Genomic DNA, 19,517 nt, shown 5'->3' with positions numbered 1-19,517 from the left:
GGAAAAGAACATGGAAGAAAACAATAACAATAATAATAATCTAGGAAAAAAGGTTGCAATATCAGTAATGTCAGTAGCTTTACTTGGAACATCGGGGTATCTTGTGTATGACAAAGGCTTTAAGACAGTAGGAACAGAACCAGTAAAACTAGCAAGTAATACAGAAGAGAAAAAAGATGACCGTATTACAGGGGGCAATTTACAGTCTATGTTCCCAAATTTAGTTGCTGATCCTGCAAAAAAAGATGAAAAACCGGGTGAAAAACCAACTATTAATTTGGCAGACTTAATTGGAAATAATAAATCACCAATTACGCCAGTAACGTATAAGCCAGATGAAGTGTCGGTGGAAAAGAAAGATCCACAAATCAAATTATCAGATGCGCCAACCCCACAAAAGCTAGAGTTGCCAACTAATATGGTGGAACCGGGAAAGGCGAATGATAATAAACAGCAACCAAATGTACAAGAAGGAGACGGACAAAAAGCAGATACAGGTACAAAACCGGACACAAACCCAGATACAAACCCGGATACAAAACCGGATACAAAACCAGATACAAACCCAGATACAAAACCGGACACAAACCCAGATACAAACCCGGATATAAAACCGGACACAAAACCGGATACAAAACCAGATACAAAACCAGATACAAAACCAGATACAAAACCAGACACAAAGCCAGATCCAGAACCAACACAACCAACAATTACAGTATCACCAAAAACGGGTGATATTTTAGTTGAGTGGTACGCTGGAAATGGAAAATACTACTCATCTGTTTTCTTTAATGATTTTTATACGAGTCAAAAAGAACTGGATGAAAATGCATTAAATAATTTAACGAACTATTATAGCAAAAAAGAAGACTGGACGCTTGTTAGCCAATTGAATACACCATCAAAATCGAAATCGATAGCTGAACATAAGTTAGCATTAGATAATTTAGAACAAATTCTTACAAGTGGTGAATATTCAAATGAGAGAGCATTATTCTATTTACGTAATCAAATGAATGTACTAAATGAATCGGTTACCACACAAGAAGAGCTACAAAGATATTTAAGTGAAAATAAGAAAGATTATATTAAATCTGTAGCAGAAAAAGTTTATCAAACAGCAACAGAAGAAAAAAGCGAGTGGTCAAATACAGGGGATGTAGCATCTTTAGAACAAGCTTTAAGTAAATTTTATTTAGTTACATCAGTATTTGAAAGTGTAGATCCTACATTAGTAGAAAAAGCGAATCAAGATGTAGAAGATATTTTCAATGAGCTAATACAAGAAGAATTAAAGAACCTTAATATCCAAACATCAGTAGTGCTGTCTGCAACTGAAACAAAAGAAAAAGCAAGCCAAGTGAAAGAAGATACTGGCAGTAATGAAGGGAAAGCAGTTACAGAAAAAAATGAGGAAACAAGTACATCAAATGAGAAAAAACAAAAAGATTCAATTACTGAAGATGCCAAAAATAACGATAAAACAAATACTATAGATTCTAGTAATCAAAAAGCACAAGTAAAGTCTGAACCATTTAGTCAAGAGATTGATCAAATAGAAACATATTTAAATCCAGCGAATCCACATTATGAAAATGCTTTACTATTAGCAAATCAGTATATTGACGGGGCAACAGGAGAACAAAAAGAAAAATTAGAAAAGCAATTTGTTGCGGCTGTAGAGGGACTTCGTGGACAAATAAAAGATCCTAATTTTACAGTGGAAGATGCTATAAATAAAGCGAATTTATTAGCAAATACAGAAAAGGTAGAAAAATCCGTTCAAGATGAATCTCATAAGTTATTAATGCCGCTAATGTTTGAAAGAAAAGCAAACGAGGCTGCAAATAAAGGAGAATACTATACAGCGGTATTAAATATTGCAAATGCAATTCGTACAAAGCATCCATTAGAACGTTCAAGAGAAGAAATGGTTAATTATGCGAATAAATTATGGGTAAATACAGAAAATGAATGGAATAAAATAAATGGAACGACAGGATGGCAAAGTGAAGTAGGGAAAACCGTATTACCATCATACACATTACTTGCACAGTTAAAAGATATTGATAAAACGATTGGCCAAATTAGCGGTATGAGTGTGATTGATAGTGCATCCAAAAAAATGGAGGGAATTCAGCTTATTCAATTAGCGAGTGATGAAGCAAATAAAAAAGAGCAAACGAGCCTTTATAATGCTTTACATTATTATGGTCAAGCAGCTTCACGTGGTGTTGTTGACAAAACAGGATTTTCTGATGTTGCTAGTCGTGTAATCAAAGAAGCAAAAGAATTAGAAGAAACTCAATATAAGGCTGCTTTAAACAACTATCAAATTTTATATAAAACACCAGGAATTGAAGAATTAGGAATTAAAGATGGGGTAAAAGCGAAAATTGAGTATTTGAGTACATTCGAAGCTGCAAAGGTAAGCGGGAATAAAGATACGATTGAAGATTTAGCTTCAGCAATTGAATTAACTTATCATTCTATGGAACTAGGATATCCAGAAGCAGATGCAAAAGAATGGATGAATACGGTAGCTCTAAAAATGTTTAATAAAGGTGCAGGATATATGTCCGCAACTGATACGAATAATGCATATAAATGTTTTGAATTTTTAACTCGTGAAAAATATGAAAATGCTATTAATGGAGAAATAACTAAACAAGCAAAAGAAAATGTAGAAAAAATTAAATCTATGAACGTTAAAAAATAATTGGATTTAAAATTCGCCATCTTACTTTGAGTAAGGTGGCGAAATTATTCCAAATAGGAGTGAAGTTCAATGAGTTTACTAGAAATTTGTCCATTAGATGAGGCGTTAGTGGAAGCTTTACAGAATGAAGAAAAAAGATTTCGTTTTTATGAGATATTACAGAAATCAAATTTATACGTTGTTGCTTCTGTAGAGGGAGATACAACTGTAGATGAAGAAGGGAATTTGATTTCAACTGATAATACACAATTGCAAATTCATTATTTTGAAATGGAAGAAGGATTAATGTTACCACTGTATTCTGATTTGAAACATTTAGAAATGGTTATTCCAGAAGAATGTCCGTATGTCTCTATGAATGCAGTTGAATTATTGAAGACGATAGATTTAGAGGCAAATGTCATATTGAACCCAGGAACAAAATTTCAAAAATTATTTGTAAAGGAAGAAATTGAAGCGATTTGTGATAACAGTATTTTTGATATTTTCTCTAAAGAGAATAAGTAAAAATTGTTGCAATTCGTGCAGTTACCGGTAAAGACCCTATTACAGGAAAAGAATTATCATCAAAAGAAAGACTCATCGCCGCAGGATGGACACTCCTAAACTTTGTTCCTATCGGAAAAGTCGCAAGTCTTGCTGGAAAAGGAATAAAGTATGTCGCTTCTAGCTTTGGAAAGACAATTGTAAAAGCAGGAAAAGGACTAGGCGAAGGCATAACAATGGTGGCCGGAAAAGCTGGAAAAGCAGCTGTAGATGGCATAAAAACAGCCAGCCACAAAGTAAAAGAGGGTGTAAACTTTGTAGCCTCCACAGCAAAAGGCTTTGCCGACAAAATCGGAAGCTTATGGAATAAAGGTGCCACAACCGTAAAAACAACTTTCTTGCAGGCGAATGAAAAGATCCAGCACGCAGTAAAAACATTACTGGAGTACAAGTGGATCCCGGGTGTGGGAAAAGCCTACGTCATGCCAGGAGTAGGAATGGTCCGAGAGATAGGGCAGCATTCTCTGAAAGATGCTTATCAGTATATGAAAAGTGTTGGGGAGAAGGGTGTTAAGGGTACGGGTGAAACGGTTAAGAAGATAGGTGATATTAATGATCCTATTAGAACATATCGTGGTGCTGATTTAGGTAAGCTAGAGGCTAAATATACTGCGGATCCTCGGTTAACTGTTGAGATGCCCTATGTTGGTAAAGGGCAAAAAAACACCAATGCAGAGGGTTGGTTACGCGATAAAGATTTTTATTGGAAAGAGATGTTAGAGAAGTACCCAGAAGCGTTTAATAGGTCAAATAGACAAAAAATAGAATTAGGATTCGCACCTATAAACAATCCAACGTTTAGAAAACATTTTCCCCAATATGATTTAAAAGAATTATATAATGACACTTTAATACATCATCACATTGGTGGTGGAGGTCAAGCTGTGGCTGTACCCTCAAAGCTACATCCAGGTTTAGGAGGGATTCATAATGCTGAGAAAAGCGCAGGAGTTTGGGGAAATGACCAAAAATATGCTGAACTATTAGAAAAATTCTTAGAAAAGTAAGGGTGATTATTTTGGTAATGAAGGATGCTATGAGCAAATATTTTAATTTAAGAAAAGAATATTTTGATAAAGGGTTAGATTTTTTATTTAAAACGCCATATAACGAAGAAGTTGATTCATTTATATATCAGGGTGAAATGGATGATGAAGAAGAAATTTCATGGAAACCTATTGAAAAAAATAATAAGAATGATTTAACGAAGATTGAGGAAAGATTTGAAATTAAACTGCACACTTCAATTGATGATTATTTTAATTCTTATTGGTTTGCTGATTTAGATGGATTTATTGGTAATCATTATATTAGGCTAGAACCTGTATTACCAAATATTGAATTGGATTCCTTCGAAAGTAATTTAGAAGGGTATAAAAACAATCATAATAAGGTTGATAAGACTCCAATAGGTGTAGAGGGGAACGGTTTGATAGTTGTTTTAGATAATGTAAGTGGTAAGGTTGAATTGGAGGATTTTGAACGAGGTTCATTTGAAGAGATTTCGGATAGTTTAGATGAGTTAATTGCTAGTTTAAAGTTACAAAAATAATATACTAAGAACATTTATATGAAAAAATGTCTGATATGAAGTGTAGCCCAAGTGTTAGATGCAATTGGACTGCAGTTTTTTATAGAAAGATGTAATATAAAATCAAGCTAAGAACTACAAAATTTATGCTACTAAAAAACATATGAACTTAAAGCACTTGATTGTTTACCAAAGGCAACGAGTGCTTTTTTAATTGTATGGGGAGGCCGTAATTAGATGAGAAAAGATTTAACATGGCCAGTACCAGATGAGCCGGTTTCAGCAGAATATATATATGAAGTGGGTAAGCAGATGGATTTTATATTTCCAAGTGATTATGTAGAGTGTGCTACTACTAATAATGGTTCAGCGGTATTACCATATAAGTTTGAGGTGGATGGAGTAACAAGAGTGTTTGGGACATTGCTCTCTTATGATACGGATAGTAGCGAATATATTGTTAAAGTATATCGTACTTATGCCCCTACTATACCTAAAGAGTTAGTTCCTTTTGCTTTTGACCCAGCAGGAAATTTAATATGTTTTGACTATAAAAATGACAAAAATAACCCTGTTGTGGTATTTTGGGAACATGAGAATGCTGGCGAAAAAGAAATGTTAATGCGTCAAGAAGGTTTAACAGAAGCACAAGTAGAAGAACTTGCAAGAGAAAATGTATTTTACATTGCAGATACATTTACTGATTTTTTAAGTGAATTACACGATTAAAAAATATAATGATGAATGAAAAATAAAGTTTATGTGAAGTGGATAGAAAAAATAATAGGGTGTTTGAAAATAGATACTCCATGATGGTTGTACCATCATAGAGTGTTATGTGCAATGATAGAATAGAAAACAAAGTACGAGCTTAGGCGAGATGACATTTTACCGGGCGATAAATATAAACACATGGAATGTATATTAAACTAACGAACTCGTACAAACTCGTAAGTTTTAATATAGTGTGTGTCATGATGTACAAAAGGTGTCATACTGTTACTACAAAACTTACAAAATTACGCTACTTAAAAACATATGAACTTAAAGCACTTGATTGTCAATTAAAGGCAACAAGTGCTTTTTTGCGTTTTAGGATAGAAATAGGTAGACACATTATAATTTTATAAGTGCACGAAGTATTAAATTTTTATAGATTGTAATGGCTTTGTACAGTGTATAAAGAGAGTAGAAGAAAAAATAAAGGGTTGTATTATTTTTTGAAGTCATCGTAAAGTACGTTTTAACGGATTTACGTTACGAACACGTTATCCGCAAAAAAACGGATAAACGTTACAGGGACTCAAATTACTGTAACGGGAGGGGATTTATGATGGGAGAGAAAGTAGTTGGTTACGTACGAGTTTCAACGGAAGGACAAGTACGTGATGGGTATAGTTTAGCGTATCAAGTAGAAGAGATTGAACGTTACTGTAACGAAAAAAATTTAGAACTACTTCGTGTGTATGAAGATAGAGGATTAAGCGGAGCGACTGTTGATGAAGAGGGATTAACAGTTGAACGTGATGGACTACAAGAGCTATTGTCCGATATGGCGTATAAACAAGTAAGCTATGTTGTTGTGTTGAATACATCACGATTGTGGCGCTCTGATATGGCGAAAGTATTGATACAACGAGAACTAAAGAAACATGAAGTAGATGTGAAGGCAATTGAACAATCAAGCTATAGTATTTACACACATGATCCAAATGACTTTTTGGTGAATGGCATGTTAGAACTATTAGACCAATATCAAAGACTTGAAATTGCATTGAAGTTAAGTAGAGGTAGAAAGAAGAAGGCTGAACGAGGTGGATATGCAGGTGGTGGCGTACTTTTTGGCTACAAGGCCAAAAAAGGACAAAAGGTGTTAGAAGTAGATGCTGGGAAAGCAGTAGTTGTACGTAGACTATTTGAGTTAAGACACATTTTTAAACATTGGTCACTTACCCAATTGGCAGAACAATTGAATGTAGAAGGCTACTGCACAGCGAAAGGTAAACAATTTACGAAAGTACAAGTGAAACGCATGTTAGATAGAGAGAATTTTTATCGTGGCATGTATAAATACGGGGAAATACAAACAAAAGGACAACATGCAGCAATTATTTTATAAACTCACTTAAAAAATTAGCTCATTTTACTATACATACTACTAAAGAGATGAAAAATGGATAGGCTTGCGTACCTATGCGCATCGGAAGATGAACGCTCGAACTAAGGTTGCCGACATTTTTATATATAACTAAATCATTGAATAGAGGGATGAGTTATGCATAATAGACAGAACTATTTGTATGTAGGGGTAGATTTACATAAGGAGCATCATACGGCTGTTATAATTAATTGTTGGCAAGAGAAATTAGGAGAAATACAATTTGATAATAAACCATCTGCATTTTCGAAGTTCTTATTAAAAGTAGAGACATATGTGTGTGATGGGATAACTGTTGTATTTGGTTTAGAAGATGTTGGCGGTTATGGAAGAGCATTAGCGAAATATTTAGTAGATCACGAACAGGTAGTAAAAGAAGTAAATCCAGCTTTATCATTTTTAGAACGAAAAAGTCAAGTGATGATACAAAAAAATGATAGTTGGGATGCGGAATGTGTAGCACGCATATTGATAAACAAATTTAATCAATTACCAGATGCAAAGCCAAACGATTTATTATGGTCAATACAACAATTGGTTTCAAGAAGGAATGCATTAGTAAAAGCACAAAGTGCGTTAAAGAATCAACTACATATTCAATTAAACCATCATTATCCAAGCTATAAAAAGTTTTTCTCAGAGTTAGATGGGAAAACAGCATTAGCGTTTTGGCAGCAATATCCGTCACCCTCTTGTTTAGAGGGGACGAATATAAAGCAATTAACAGCTTTTTTATTAGATGTTAGTAACAATACATGTTCAGTAAAGAAAGCAAGCGACATATTAAAACTTGTAAAAGAAGATGGACAAACAATGAAAGAGTATCAAGAAACACGAGACTTTTTAGTAAGAAGTATTGTACGGGATATTGAGTTTAAAAAGAAAGAAATGAAATACATCCAAAGAGAATTAAAACGGTTAGTAAATCTACTAGATTATCAATTAGAGACGATGCCGGGAATAGAACTTGTAACGGCATCAGCATTAATTGCAGAAATTGGGGATGTAAGGCGATTTCCAAATGCCAACAAATTAGCACGATTCGCGGGGATTGCGCCTGTTTACTTTGGTTCTGGTGGGAAAGGTAAGACACACAAAAGCAAACAAGGAAACAGGGCGCTACACGCTTTATTTTATAATTTAGCTGTACAGCAAGTGCAAGTAGCAAAAGGAAGTAAGTTACCCAGAAACCCAGTGTTTCATGCATATTATCAAAAGAAACTTAAAGAGGGAAAAACAAAAGGTCAAGCATTGGTATGTATTATGAGAAGGCTTGTAAACATTGTATATGGCATGATGAAATATAAAATAGCTTATGAGTTGCCGGTAGTGGAAGAAAAAGAAGTAGTTTAATAAGGTTTACATGGTTTGTTTTTTTGTTGTGAGGGTTTAAGATTACAACATAGGGTACGGGAGAAGTTAGTAAGAAAATCTCTGATGTTCCTCATGTAAAAGAAGCAAGAGATATTATAGCAGAGAGAACAAAAGGATTAGATTTAAATCAGCATCCAACTACGACAAAGCAAATGAGTTCTAAGAAAATGAAAGCATTAAGAGATAAGATTGATAATAGAACTATTACAAAACAAGAGTATGCAGACTACATCTGGAATAAGAAATTTGCTAAAAGACGGGATAAAGGAGTTAAAGAATTTTGGTACCAAGAACAACAAAGAATATTAAATAATGAACCGCTTACTCGAGAGTGGTCCCAAGAACAGTTAAAAGATATTCTTGCTGGTAAAACTCCTAAATTTGATGGTAAACCGATTGCAGGGCATCATAGTTATAGTGCTGCAAAATATCCGCATCTCGCTGATAAGGGAGAAATAATCTATCCAGTAACTTTTCGTGAGCATTTTTACGGATGGCATGGAAGAAAGTGGAGGAATAGTATTCCAGGTGAGCCTATAATACCAATTAAAGACTTTTAAGGAGGTAAGAATTTATGGTGAAGATGAGACTGAAAATTGATGATGATTCAAATAAATTAAAGTATGTATCGATTATCAGACAGAATAATGGAGCAAGTATTCAAGATATTAAAAGAAATATAGAAGATAATAATGTGGTACTAGAATGTGATTATTTTGATACAGATGAATTAAAAGACTTCAAAAAAACAATGGAGGTTTTAATAAGTAAGGGGGCTACTGTACATTTGTTTCAAGATAATCGAGAGGTTCAAATTGATTATATAAGTAACCTTATTAGTTCATATGAACAAATTGCTGAAGACAGAGAAAAGCTAGATGATAGAATTTTAGGTGATGATTAAGAGAGATTAGGGTATTGAAATATACATTATCAACTTTATGTATTGAATAGTGAAGAAAATAATAACAATTATGGTGTTGAAGATAAACAAGCATAAACGTATATGTAGATGAATAAAGGTAAAGTATATTTGTAGTGGAAAGAAAAATGATAGGGTGTTTGAAAGTATAGACCTCATGATGGTTGTACCATCATGGAGTACTATGTGCAATGATAGAATAGAAAAAGAAGTACGAGCTTAGGTGAGATGACATTTTATTGGGCGACGAATATAAATACATAGAATGGACATGAATTTAATGAACTCGTACAAACTCGTAAGTTTTAACGTAGTAGTTGTCACCACATATAAAAGGTGTCATACTGTTACTACAAAACTTACAAATTTATGCAACTTAAAAACATATGAACTTAAAGCACTTGATTGTCAATTAAAGGCAACAAGTGCTTTTTTGCATTTTAGGATAGAAATGAGTAGACACATTATAATTTTATAATTGTGCTTAGTATTAAATTTTTATAGATTGTAATGGCTGTGAACAGAGTATGACGATAGTAGAGGAAAAAATAAAGGGTTGTGTTATTTTTTGAAGTCATCGTAAAGTACGCTTTAACGGATGAACGTTATGCATACGTTATCCGCAAAAAAACGGGTAAACATTACAGGGATTGTAATTGCTGTAACGGGAGGGAGTTTGATATGGAAGAGAAAGTAGTTGGTTATGTACGAGTTTCAACAGAAGGACAAGTACGTGAAGGGTACAGCTTGACGTATCAAGTAGAAGAAATTCAGCGGTACTGTAACGAGTATATTTGTATTTTTATAAATCCAAATGACAAATAACTGTACGCAAACGACAAAAAATAAGTCTGGCAATGATTCTAGTACGTGTAAAGTTTTAAGAATAAGAGATTGAATGCGTTTAGGAAAGTAAAATGTAAGAATAGTAAAAGTAGTAGAAAGAAGTAGGGCGATAAGGAAGGCACAAATCATAATAGTTAATGTATGCGTATATGATTCTAGTAAATATGGAAAAAGATCACGGTCTGGCGACTGAGTGCCAGCATTGCTAATTCTATAAGTAATACTTGTAGGATGAAACAAAGAAGAAATAACATTTGATATCGAATCTAAATAGTTACTAAAATTGAATTGTAAAGTTGGTGTAGGCGGAATTGCTAGCGATTTTGCTGAATTTGGAGGTGTACCGAAAAACAATTGTGGTAAGGAACAAATCGCAATAATGCCAAGAATGATGAAAAATGAGCGGATAACAAAAAAACAGCCATTCTTTAATAGTGACATAACGTTTTAATCTCCTTGTATTTTTATTGTAAATATTTTCTATAACTCTATATAAAAATCCTTTTCGACAAAAAACTTAATCTATACCTTGACAGTTATAAATATAACCGATATACTTCATATTAATTTAAAAAGAAAATATATTCTAAATATTAAAATGTGTTGAATAGGAGTAGTAAGGTCATGTATTTGTACAGAGAGCTATGGGTTGGTGTGACATAGTCAAATGACATCCTGAACTCGCCTAGGAGCAGTAAGGTGGAACGGAATTACATTCTTAGTAAATCTTAACGGTTAACCTTCGATATTAGGTTTGTAATCAAACGATTACTACTAAGGTGGATTCATAATGGGATCAATAAGGGTGGTACCGCGTTAAGTAAATGGCTTAGCGTCTCTTTATTTAAAGAGATGCTAGGCCATTTTTATTTTATAGAAAAAGAAATGGAGGGTTTATTTGGATTGGTTTATAAAATTTGATTATTCATATAAAAAGATTTAATTAGGAGGAAAATAAGATGAAACAGACGGAGCAATGGACTTCGAAATTAGGTTTTATAATGGCTGCGGCAGGATCAGCAATTGGACTAGGTGCAATATGGAAGTTTCCTTACATCGCTGGGAAGAGCGGAGGAGGAGCATTCTTTTTAATCTTTATATTATTTACGGTATTAATTGGACTACCATTACTAATAGCTGAATTTATGATTGGACGCAGTACACAGAAACAAGCAGTTGGAGCATTTAAAAGTATAGCGCCAAATACAGGATGGCACTGGATTGGACGTCTTGGTGTTGGAACTTGTTTTATATTACTGTCATTTTATAGTGTTGTAGGCGGATGGGTACTAATTTATTTATTCAGAGGAGTAACTGGACAGCTTATTACTTCAGGGCAGAATTACAGTGCATTATTTACTGAAACAATTGGAAATCCTGTTTGGGCTATTACTGGACATTTCGTTTTTATGTTCATTACGATATGGGTTGTATCAAAAGGTGTACAAAATGGGATTGAAAAAGCAAGTAAATATATGTTACCGGCATTGTTCGTATTATTTGTCGCTCTTATTATTCGCTCATTAACACTTGATGATGCGATGAAAGGTGTGAAGTTTTTCTTACAACCAGATTTCTCAAAGATTACTTCAGAAAGTATTTTGTTCGCAATGGGCCAATCATTCTTTGCGATTAGTATCGGAATTTCGATTATGGTTACATATAGTTCCTATTTAAATAAAAAAGAAAGTTTACCAAAATCAGCAGTTACGATTGTTGGATTGAATTTATTTGTTTCTTTATTTGCGGGTCTTGCTATATTTCCGGCAGTATTTTCACTAGGCATGGAGCCGACAGAAGGGCCTGGACTACTATTTATCGTACTACCATCAGTATTTAGTCAAATTCCATTCGGCGGATTGTTCTTAACAGTATTTCTTGCGCTATTTACATTTGCCACATTAACATCAGCATTCTCTTTACTTGAAACAGTTGTTTCAGCAATGGCGAATGGGAAGCAAGAAAGAAGAACTAAGCTATCATGGATTATCGGTTTCTGCATTTTCCTAGTAGGTATACCATCAGCGTTATCCTTTGGAGTATGGAGTGATATTACGATTTTTGGGAAGAATATTTTTGATGCAGTAGACTTTCTATCTAGTAATATATTAATGCCACTTGGAGCACTATTTATTAGTATTTTCGTATCATTCAAAATGGAAAAGAAAGTGTTAGAAGCAGAATTTTTTATAGGTGGAAATTACGGAAAGAAAATATTTACTTGTTGGGCATTTTTACTTCGATTTGTAGCACCACTTGCAATAATCATCGTCTTTTTAAATGTAATAGGGATTATTTAGGGCGAAGTGTTATAATATTCAGTAAAAAAGAAGGTGATAATCATAAAGGCGAATTTGATAGAAGTAGGGAAATACATGAATATTAGAGGGAAAAAGCTATACGTTGAAACGCATGGAAATCCTAAAAATAAACCAGTCTTATACTTGCATGGTGGACCAGGAGAGAGTTGCTATGATTTTTCGTTTCATCAAGCGGAACGATTAAAAGATTCCTTATATGTAGTTATGATAGATCAAAGAGGGGTTTGTCGATCAGAAGTAATTACTGAAGAAGAACCTTTTGGACTAAGTGATTTAATTGAAGACTGTGAGGAACTAAGAAAAGTATTACAAATTGAGCAATGGTCTGTAATAGGACATTCTTTCGGTGGATATTTAGCGTTATTATATGCGGCGACATACCCAAATTCAATAGAGAAAATAATATTTGAAGGGCCGACTTTTGATTTTGCATTAACAAGTAGAGCCCTATTACAAAAGACAGGGAGTTTATTAAAGAAGTACAGAAAAGAAGAAGCAGCAGAAGAGTGCCTAGCTTACTCATCTAGTAATGCTAGTTCAAAAGATTTGCTAGAAGCTTATATAAGATTAAGTAATGAATTAGAAGAAAAAAGAATGGAGATTTACAATTATAAGGAAGATGAGACAGACGAGAGTTTATATAGTGATGAAGAGTGGGAAGTATTTTCAAAACGCTCCAAGATTCATTTTGATAGATTGAAGTCAGAAGAGGCGTGTCATACGTCATTATTATTAAACATAAAAGATGTGCAGAGTCCAATGTTATTAATGGTAGGAAAACATGATGTAGTAACGTGTGAAAAACAAATTGCAAAATTTAATAAAGATGCTCGAAACGGTAAGTATATCGTGTTTGAAGAGAGTGGACATACTCCACATTATGAGGAAGCAGATCGATTCGCAGAAACAGTCATTCATTTTTTGAAATGAAAAAGGGTGCTTCTACAAATGAGAAGCACCCTTTCTAAATTTCGGGATAAGTGATTGTTATGTTAGGCCATTTGCTTTGCCAATTCTTTTTCATAACTCTCTTATTGTACATATGTATTCGTTCTTTCGTTTCAAGAAAATGAGCTGTCGGTTTTACTTGTAATGAAAGTACATCTTCAATTCCGCATGGAGTTGTTAATATGACATTGTTTTGCTCGTCAAGTGTAACGCCTAAAGCGGTTGCTGTTTCTGGAAATTTAGAAATTGCATCCACAGAAGAAGAATACGGTGGCATGTTATTTACTACATGCATACGAGCTTGGTTCTTAACTGACCAAGGTATAGAAGCATCCAAATTTGTTAGTTTCTTTTCTAAGGATTGTTCGTATGCCTCATCTTTAAGAAAAGAATCAAAATAAATGACATCAACGTCTGGTGTAGTTGTTCTTACTTTGAAGTTATGTAAAGTATCCCAAATTTTAGAACGAACAAACCCGGCGCAAATCCACCAATCAGGTAGCCCTAGTGTTTTTGCCATTTGTAATACATTCATCATCCATTCATCGTTTTCTATTGAGAGAATTATATCTTGCTCTGTTTGTATCTTCATTGATATATTCTCCTTTCTATTAAATTAATGCATTAGTTCAATAATCCATAAAATCCAGTAAGCACCTGGTACGAATAGGAACTGTGCTAATAATGTACCGAAAAGTCTAGATATCATTAGCCAACCATACATTTTACCCATAGATTCAGCACCATTTTCTGATTGTAAAGCACGTTCTGTTAAAAGAGCAATGCGTGGATCAAGTAGCACCGTTAATAAAATGGTAGCAAAACCATTCACAAGACCGGAAGCTGTACTTGCGTTCGTAGCATAATCTGGATTTAGAAAAGAAGCATAAAGGGCTGACAGAACACCCGCTGTATAAATTGCAGTAGCAAACATGTTGATAAGCATAATACGTTTTGGGATACCACCGATCCTCATCCGATGAATCATTTCTAGCTTTGGAAAGCGTACATATTTTTTTGTGTACTTTAATTTTTGAATGTTATTTGTTTTCATCATTCGAATGAATGAACCATCTGTTTCGAAGTTTTGAATGACATACCCAAATAGCTTTGTCAAAGTCGGATAAAGTATAATTGCAAGTAATGTACCGATAGAAGCAGATAATAGTACGAGTCGTATAATGTGCTCTAAATCAATAGAAGAATCTAGCTTTGCTTCATCGACAATACCACCGATTAAAAAAGCTTGTAGTAAGTTAGATGTTCTAGAAATAAGCAGTACCATTCCTACGACAGATAAAGCAACTGCAATCTTTTTTAAACGAACCCCCGCTAATCGAATACTATAAGAACTTGTTTCGACTGCGTGGATGACAATTGTGAAAGCCATTATAAAAATTAACGTAATTGACATTTGTTTCACCAATTTCTATTAAATTAATTGCAACTGTTTCACTTTATCATATCTATCATATTTTGTAACTGAAAGTATGTGATATAGCAAAAGTAATTTATCAGAAAAATGGATAATAATAGTATAATAGAGGAGAGGTAGGTAAAAGATATTTTTCGTTTACATATACAATGAAGTGAGTGGAGGAAGGAAACATGTATACAACATTTCTATTTGATTTAGATGGAACATTAACGGATCCGAAAGAAGGCATTGTAAATTCAGTTTTGTACGCGTTAAAAAAAGTAGGAATTGAAGAATTACACGTAACAGAGTTAGATTCATTTATAGGTCCACCAATTCAACAATCGTTTGCAAATAGATATAATATGAGTGAAATAGAAGTTGAGAAAGCTGTCTATTATTTTCGTGAATATTTAAAACAAAGTGGCTTATTAGAGAATAAAGTATACGATGGAATTCCAGCCCTATTACAAGAATTAAAGGATGCTGGTAATCGTTTATTTGTAGCAACGTCAAAGCCTACTATATTTGCGAAACAAGTACTAGATCATTTTCAATTAACGAATTATTTTGAAGATATTATTGGAAGTAATTTAGATGGTACAAGAATAAAAAAAGAAGAAATCATTGCTCATATTTTACAAACAAATGAAGAGCTTAAAAAAGAAGAAATGGTCATGATTGGGGATAGAAAGCACGATATAATAGGCGCTAATTATAATGGAATTGCTTCAATTGGAGTTTTGTATGGCTATGGAAGTAAAAAAGAATTGACTGAAGTCGGTGTGACTCATATCGCGAATGATGTAGAAGGGCTATATCATTTGTGTATAGAAAATAGCTTGATAAAGCAATGAATATAGACACTAACAGTCCCTTTACAACGTATGACGATGAAATCGTTATTGTTTAAAGGGATTTTTCATATGTAATCGAATATGTATAATTAGACATTTTTAGCATGAAAAATTTGTAATAAATAGAGGAGGTTTGTCTGGATAGAATAGAGTTTGACATGATTGTAGAAGTTTGTTGTTAAAAGATTGAATTTTCAGTTTAAAGGAGGGGTATAATTGGAGCTAGTTATTATTTTATTAGCACTTAGTTTACTTATGTTTGTAGCATATAAAGGGTTTTCTGTTATTTTATTTGCACCGATTTTTGCATTATTTGCGGTATTTTTGACAGAACCTAGTTTTGTATTACCTTTCTTTTCTAATATTTTTATGGAGAAAATGGTAGGATTTATTAAGTTATATTTTCCAGTGTTTTTACTAGGAGCAATATTTGGGAAAGTAGTAGAAATGTCAGGAATTGCTGATTCAATCGCAAAGACAATTGTAGAGTTAGTTGGGGAAAAACGTACAATTTTAGCAATTGTATTAATGGGAGCGATTTTAACGTATAGCGGTGTTAGTGTGTATGTAGTGGTATTCGCTATATTCCCGTTTGCGGCTAAGTTGTTTCGACAAGCGGATATTCCAAAGCGTTTAATTCCTGGAACGATTGTTCTCGGAGCAGCGACGTTTACAATGGATGCACTTCCTGGATCACCACAAATTCAAAATGTAATACCTACAACTTTTTTTAAAACTGATATTTATGCTGCGCCGATACTAGGTATTTTAGGAGCAATCTTTGTTTTAACGTTAGGTTTACTATATTTAGAGAGTAGAAGTAAAAAGGCTAAGGCAGCGGGAGAAGGCTATTTCGGGTTTAATGATGGGAATAATGAAATGGCTGCATCTTTACAATTAGAACAAAAAGATATGCCGGTACTAAGCAGTATTGAAATTACAAGAATACAGCAAGTAATTGCGTTTGTACCACTTATTTTAGTAGGTGTAATGAATAAAGTTTTCACAATCATGATACCGAAGTGGTATCCGAATGGTTTTGATTTTTCTGCTATTGGTATGAAAGCATTTGGAAAGGTAGAATTAAGTGCAGTAGTAGGAATTTGGTCTGTAGAGTTGGCACTTATCATTGGGATTGTTTCAACACTTTTATTATATTGGAAACGAGTAGTAACAGGTTTTCAAGCTGGATTAAATACAAGTATTGGGGGAGCACTACTTGCAACAATGAATACAGGGGCTGAATTTGGCTTTGGTGGTGTGATTGCAGCACTTCCTGGTTTTGCGATAATGAGAGACAGTATCTCTGCAACGTTCACGAATCCTTTAGTGAATGGAGCGGTAACGACGAATATATTAGCAGGTATTACAGGCTCCGCATCAGGAGGAATGGGAATTGTTTTAAGTGCTATGGGGGATAAATTTATTGCAGCAGCCAATCAATTTGATATTCCGTTAGAAGTTATGCACCGTATCGTATCAATGGCATCAGGAGGAATGGATACATTACCACATAACGGAGCTATTATTACGATTCTTACAGTAACAGGATTAACACACAAACAGTCATATAAAGATATATTTGCTATTACAATTTTGAAAACGGTTGCTGTATTTGCAGTCATCGTGTTCTATACTTTAACAGGAATCTATTAAAAATATTTGAAATTCGAATAGTAAAGATTCATCAAATCGATATTTTATATCATAAAATATTAATAAGGGTAAGAAGGGGTGGAGTATTTGCAAGAAGTTGCTGAATTTCGTATGCCGAAGTCTGTATTATATGGGAGAAATTCGCTTGAAAAACTGGGGGAACAATCAAAAAAGTTAGGAACAAGAGCTTTTATAGTTACTGATACAATTATGGAGAAATTAGGTTATGTTGAAAGGTGTATAAAACAACTCAACAAGAAAGGTATAACTGTTATTACATATAATAAAGTGAATGCTGAGCCTACAAATATACACGTATTAGAAGCGTTAACTATTTGTAAAGAAGGAAAGTGTGATTTTATTATCGGTATTGGTGGTGGAAGCTGTATTGATGCTGCGAAAGCGGTAGCAGTGTTATATACTAATGGTGGAGAAATTGAATATTACGTTCAAAAGGATATCGAAATAGAAAATGACCCGTTGCCACTTATTGCAATTCCAACAACTTCTGGTACTGGATCAGAAGTAACAAGTGTAGCAGTAATTACGAATAAAAAAACAGATGTAAAAATGATGATGAAGCATCCGAGTTTTATACCACAAGTAGCAATTATAGACCCAATTTTAACATGTTCGGTACCACCCGATATTACGGCAGCAACAGGGATAGATGCATTGTGCCATGCAATAGAAGCCTATATTTCTAAAGTTTCACAACCCCTTACAGATGTACTGGCTCTTTCAGCAATTGAAAGTATTATGAAATATTTACGTATTGCATATGAAGATGGAGATAATATGGAAGCAAGAGAAGCGATGATGATTGCTTCATTACAAGCTGGAATCGCATTTTCAAACGCATCAGTTACATTAGTTCATGGAATGTCTCGGCCTGTGGGGGCATTATTTCATGTGCCACATGGAATATCAAATGCAATACTATTACCTACAGTTTTAGAGTTTACAAAAACAAGTGCAGTGAAAAGGTTAGCCGAGGTTGGACGCAGTTTAAATAAAGATTTCTACTCATATTCTGATGAAGAAGTAGCGAACTACACGCTTGCTGAAGTAAAGAAACTTTGCTTTGATCTTCGTATTCCAAATTTAAAAGAATACGGAATCGATGAAATTGAATTTGAAAATGCTATTTCTAAAATGGCGTCAGATGCAATTGAAAGTGGTAGCCCAGGAAATAATCCACGAGTACCTTCTTATGATGAAATCAAACAGTTGTATCGAGAATGTTTTAATTACAAATATGAAGATTCTATAAAAACATCGGAATATTAATTTCTGAATATTCTATAAAAATTTCCTTGGAAATGAATGTAGAATTAATCTTCATTATTGACATCTTAAAGTTAGTTAAAACAAGACTTTATATTATAAACTTAAAGTCTTGTTTCATTATGTATAATATACATAATAAAATGTTGTTATTAGTTTTATAAAAGTATTTTAGGTAGGTGTTTATTATGAAAATGATAGGTCTTATAGGTGGTATGAGTTGGGAATCAACTTCTGAATATTATCGAATCATTAATGAAGAAATAAAAGAGAGGTTAGGAGGATTACATTCAGCAAAATGTATGATTAATAGTGTTGACTTTGAAGAGATTGAACGATTCCAGTCTAATGGAGATTGGAATGGAGCAGGAGAAGTATTAGGGAATGCGGCATATTCATTGCAGATGGGAGGAGCAGACTTTATAATCATTTGCACAAATACAATGCACAAGGTAGTTGACAAAATAAAGGAAAATATTAATATTCCAGTCTTGCATATTGCTGATGCAACTGCAAAAGAAATTAAAAGAAAAGGTATTCAAACGGTGGGACTACTTGGAACAAAATACACAATGGAGCAAAATTTTTATAAGTCACGTATAGAAGAGAATAATATAAAAGTAATAATACCATTAGAAAAAAATAGAGAAAAGATAAACGAAATAATATATACAGAATTATGTTTAGGAGAAATAACATCTCAATCAAGAGAGTATTATAAAAGGGTCATAGAAAAGTTAGTGCAAGAAGAGGCGCAGGGAATAATTTTAGGTTGCACAGAAATAGGGTTATTAATAAAACAGGAAGACGTATCAGTTCCAATATTTGATACAACCTATATACATGCGATTGAAGCGGTAAATTTCGCTTTAGAAAATAGATTATAATTATATTATGTAAACTTAAATCAAGAGTCTGGAAAACATTCAGAA

Annotated in this window: 19 protein-coding genes, 2 pseudogenes and 1 other annotated feature; of the genes and pseudogenes, 19 read left to right on the top strand and 2 right to left on the bottom strand. The window is 33.6% G+C overall.

Annotated elements, in window-relative coordinates; genetic code table 11:
• The first annotated feature begins 10 nt into the window (after positions 1-10).
• The 15 genes and pseudogenes from COC96_RS01860 (at position 11) to COC96_RS01780 (ending at position 13,350) form a co-directional block, all read left to right on the top strand.
• Complete coding sequence (locus COC96_RS01860) at positions 11-2,722, top strand: hypothetical protein (RefSeq protein ID WP_098768166.1); 2,712 nt, start codon at positions 11-13, stop codon at positions 2,720-2,722.
• Positions 2,723-2,791: 69 nt separating this feature from the next.
• Positions 2,792-3,229, top strand: a complete 438-nt coding sequence (locus tag COC96_RS01855; protein ID WP_098266653.1) for an SseB family protein — start codon at positions 2,792-2,794, stop codon at positions 3,227-3,229.
• A gap of 8 nt (positions 3,230-3,237) precedes the next feature.
• Positions 3,238-4,275 (top strand): annotated as a pseudogene (locus COC96_RS27845) (pre-toxin TG domain-containing protein); the annotation flags it as partial.
• A 29-nt stretch (positions 4,276-4,304) separates the two neighbouring features.
• On the top strand, positions 4,305-4,820 hold the full coding sequence (locus tag COC96_RS01840) for a SecY-interacting protein Syd (protein WP_002101116.1): 516 nt from the start codon (positions 4,305-4,307) through the stop codon (positions 4,818-4,820).
• Positions 4,821-5,036: 216 nt separating this feature from the next.
• Positions 5,037-5,528 (top strand): SMI1/KNR4 family protein, encoded by a 492-nt coding sequence (locus COC96_RS01835; protein ID WP_098137760.1) that lies wholly within the window; start codon positions 5,037-5,039, stop codon positions 5,526-5,528.
• Between the two features lie 194 nt (positions 5,529-5,722).
• The gene (locus COC96_RS28340) at positions 5,723-5,929 is read left to right on the top strand and encodes a hypothetical protein (protein WP_098768282.1); all 207 of its coding nucleotides are present in this window, start codon (positions 5,723-5,725) and stop codon (positions 5,927-5,929) included.
• A gap of 203 nt (positions 5,930-6,132) precedes the next feature.
• The gene (locus COC96_RS01825) at positions 6,133-6,918 is read left to right on the top strand and encodes a recombinase family protein (protein WP_098768165.1); all 786 of its coding nucleotides are present in this window, start codon (positions 6,133-6,135) and stop codon (positions 6,916-6,918) included.
• Between the two features lie 156 nt (positions 6,919-7,074).
• Complete coding sequence (locus tag COC96_RS01820; protein ID WP_098768164.1) at positions 7,075-8,310, top strand: IS110 family transposase; 1,236 nt, start codon at positions 7,075-7,077, stop codon at positions 8,308-8,310.
• A gap of 188 nt (positions 8,311-8,498) precedes the next feature.
• Positions 8,499-8,891, top strand: a complete 393-nt coding sequence (locus COC96_RS01815) for a hypothetical protein (protein WP_002171736.1) — start codon at positions 8,499-8,501, stop codon at positions 8,889-8,891.
• 14 nt (positions 8,892-8,905) lie between these two features.
• Positions 8,906-9,235: a hypothetical protein gene (locus COC96_RS01810; RefSeq protein ID WP_098768163.1), complete on the top strand. Its 330-nt coding sequence runs from the start codon at positions 8,906-8,908 to the stop codon at positions 9,233-9,235.
• Positions 9,236-9,524: 289 nt separating this feature from the next.
• Positions 9,525-9,731: a hypothetical protein gene (locus tag COC96_RS28335; RefSeq protein WP_098266933.1), complete on the top strand. Its 207-nt coding sequence runs from the start codon at positions 9,525-9,527 to the stop codon at positions 9,729-9,731.
• A gap of 203 nt (positions 9,732-9,934) precedes the next feature.
• A pseudogene (locus COC96_RS01795) lies at positions 9,935-10,042 on the top strand (recombinase family protein); the annotation flags it as partial.
• Positions 10,043-10,382: 340 nt separating this feature from the next.
• Positions 10,383-10,550, top strand: coding sequence for a hypothetical protein (locus COC96_RS27840; RefSeq protein WP_191965775.1), 168 nt, complete (start codon positions 10,383-10,385; stop codon positions 10,548-10,550).
• Positions 10,551-10,693: 143 nt separating this feature from the next.
• Positions 10,694-10,942 (top strand) — a binding site (T-box leader).
• A gap of 116 nt (positions 10,943-11,058) precedes the next feature.
• Entirely contained in the window at positions 11,059-12,399 is a 1,341-nt protein-coding gene (locus COC96_RS01785) for a sodium-dependent transporter (RefSeq protein ID WP_098266655.1), read from the top strand.
• Positions 12,400-12,474: 75 nt separating this feature from the next.
• On the top strand, positions 12,475-13,350 hold the full coding sequence (locus tag COC96_RS01780) for an alpha/beta fold hydrolase (protein ID WP_098768162.1): 876 nt from the start codon (positions 12,475-12,477) through the stop codon (positions 13,348-13,350).
• A 34-nt stretch (positions 13,351-13,384) separates the two neighbouring features.
• Here COC96_RS01780 and COC96_RS01775 read toward each other — a convergent pair whose 3' ends face one another.
• Positions 13,385-13,960 carry a nucleotidyltransferase family protein gene (locus tag COC96_RS01775; RefSeq protein WP_098768161.1) on the bottom strand — a complete coding sequence of 192 codons (576 nt, stop codon included), beginning with the start codon at positions 13,958-13,960 and terminating at the stop codon, positions 13,385-13,387.
• A 24-nt stretch (positions 13,961-13,984) separates the two neighbouring features.
• The gene (locus COC96_RS01770) at positions 13,985-14,782 is read right to left on the bottom strand and encodes a lipid II flippase Amj family protein (RefSeq protein WP_098266658.1); all 798 of its coding nucleotides are present in this window, start codon (positions 14,780-14,782) and stop codon (positions 13,985-13,987) included.
• Between the two features lie 194 nt (positions 14,783-14,976).
• On the opposite strand from COC96_RS01770, the gene COC96_RS01765 reads away from it, so the two are divergent.
• From COC96_RS01765 to COC96_RS01750, 4 genes are all read left to right on the top strand, one after another.
• Entirely contained in the window at positions 14,977-15,642 is a 666-nt protein-coding gene (locus COC96_RS01765; protein WP_098266659.1) for an HAD family hydrolase, read from the top strand.
• Between the two features lie 216 nt (positions 15,643-15,858).
• A complete protein-coding gene (locus tag COC96_RS01760) occupies positions 15,859-17,298 on the top strand; it encodes a GntP family permease (RefSeq protein WP_098266660.1) in 1,440 nt (479 codons plus the stop codon).
• Positions 17,299-17,385: 87 nt separating this feature from the next.
• Positions 17,386-18,588 (top strand): iron-containing alcohol dehydrogenase, encoded by a 1,203-nt coding sequence (locus COC96_RS01755; protein ID WP_098266661.1) that lies wholly within the window; start codon positions 17,386-17,388, stop codon positions 18,586-18,588.
• A gap of 185 nt (positions 18,589-18,773) precedes the next feature.
• Entirely contained in the window at positions 18,774-19,472 is a 699-nt protein-coding gene (locus COC96_RS01750) for an aspartate/glutamate racemase family protein (RefSeq protein WP_098768160.1), read from the top strand.
• Positions 19,473-19,517 lie beyond the last annotated feature (45 nt).

Source organism: Bacillus cereus, from assembly GCF_002577405.1.
Classification (GTDB): Bacteria; Bacillota; Bacilli; order Bacillales; family Bacillaceae_G; genus Bacillus_A; species Bacillus_A cereus_AU.
This window is presented reverse-complemented; position numbering and strand designations above follow the sequence as displayed.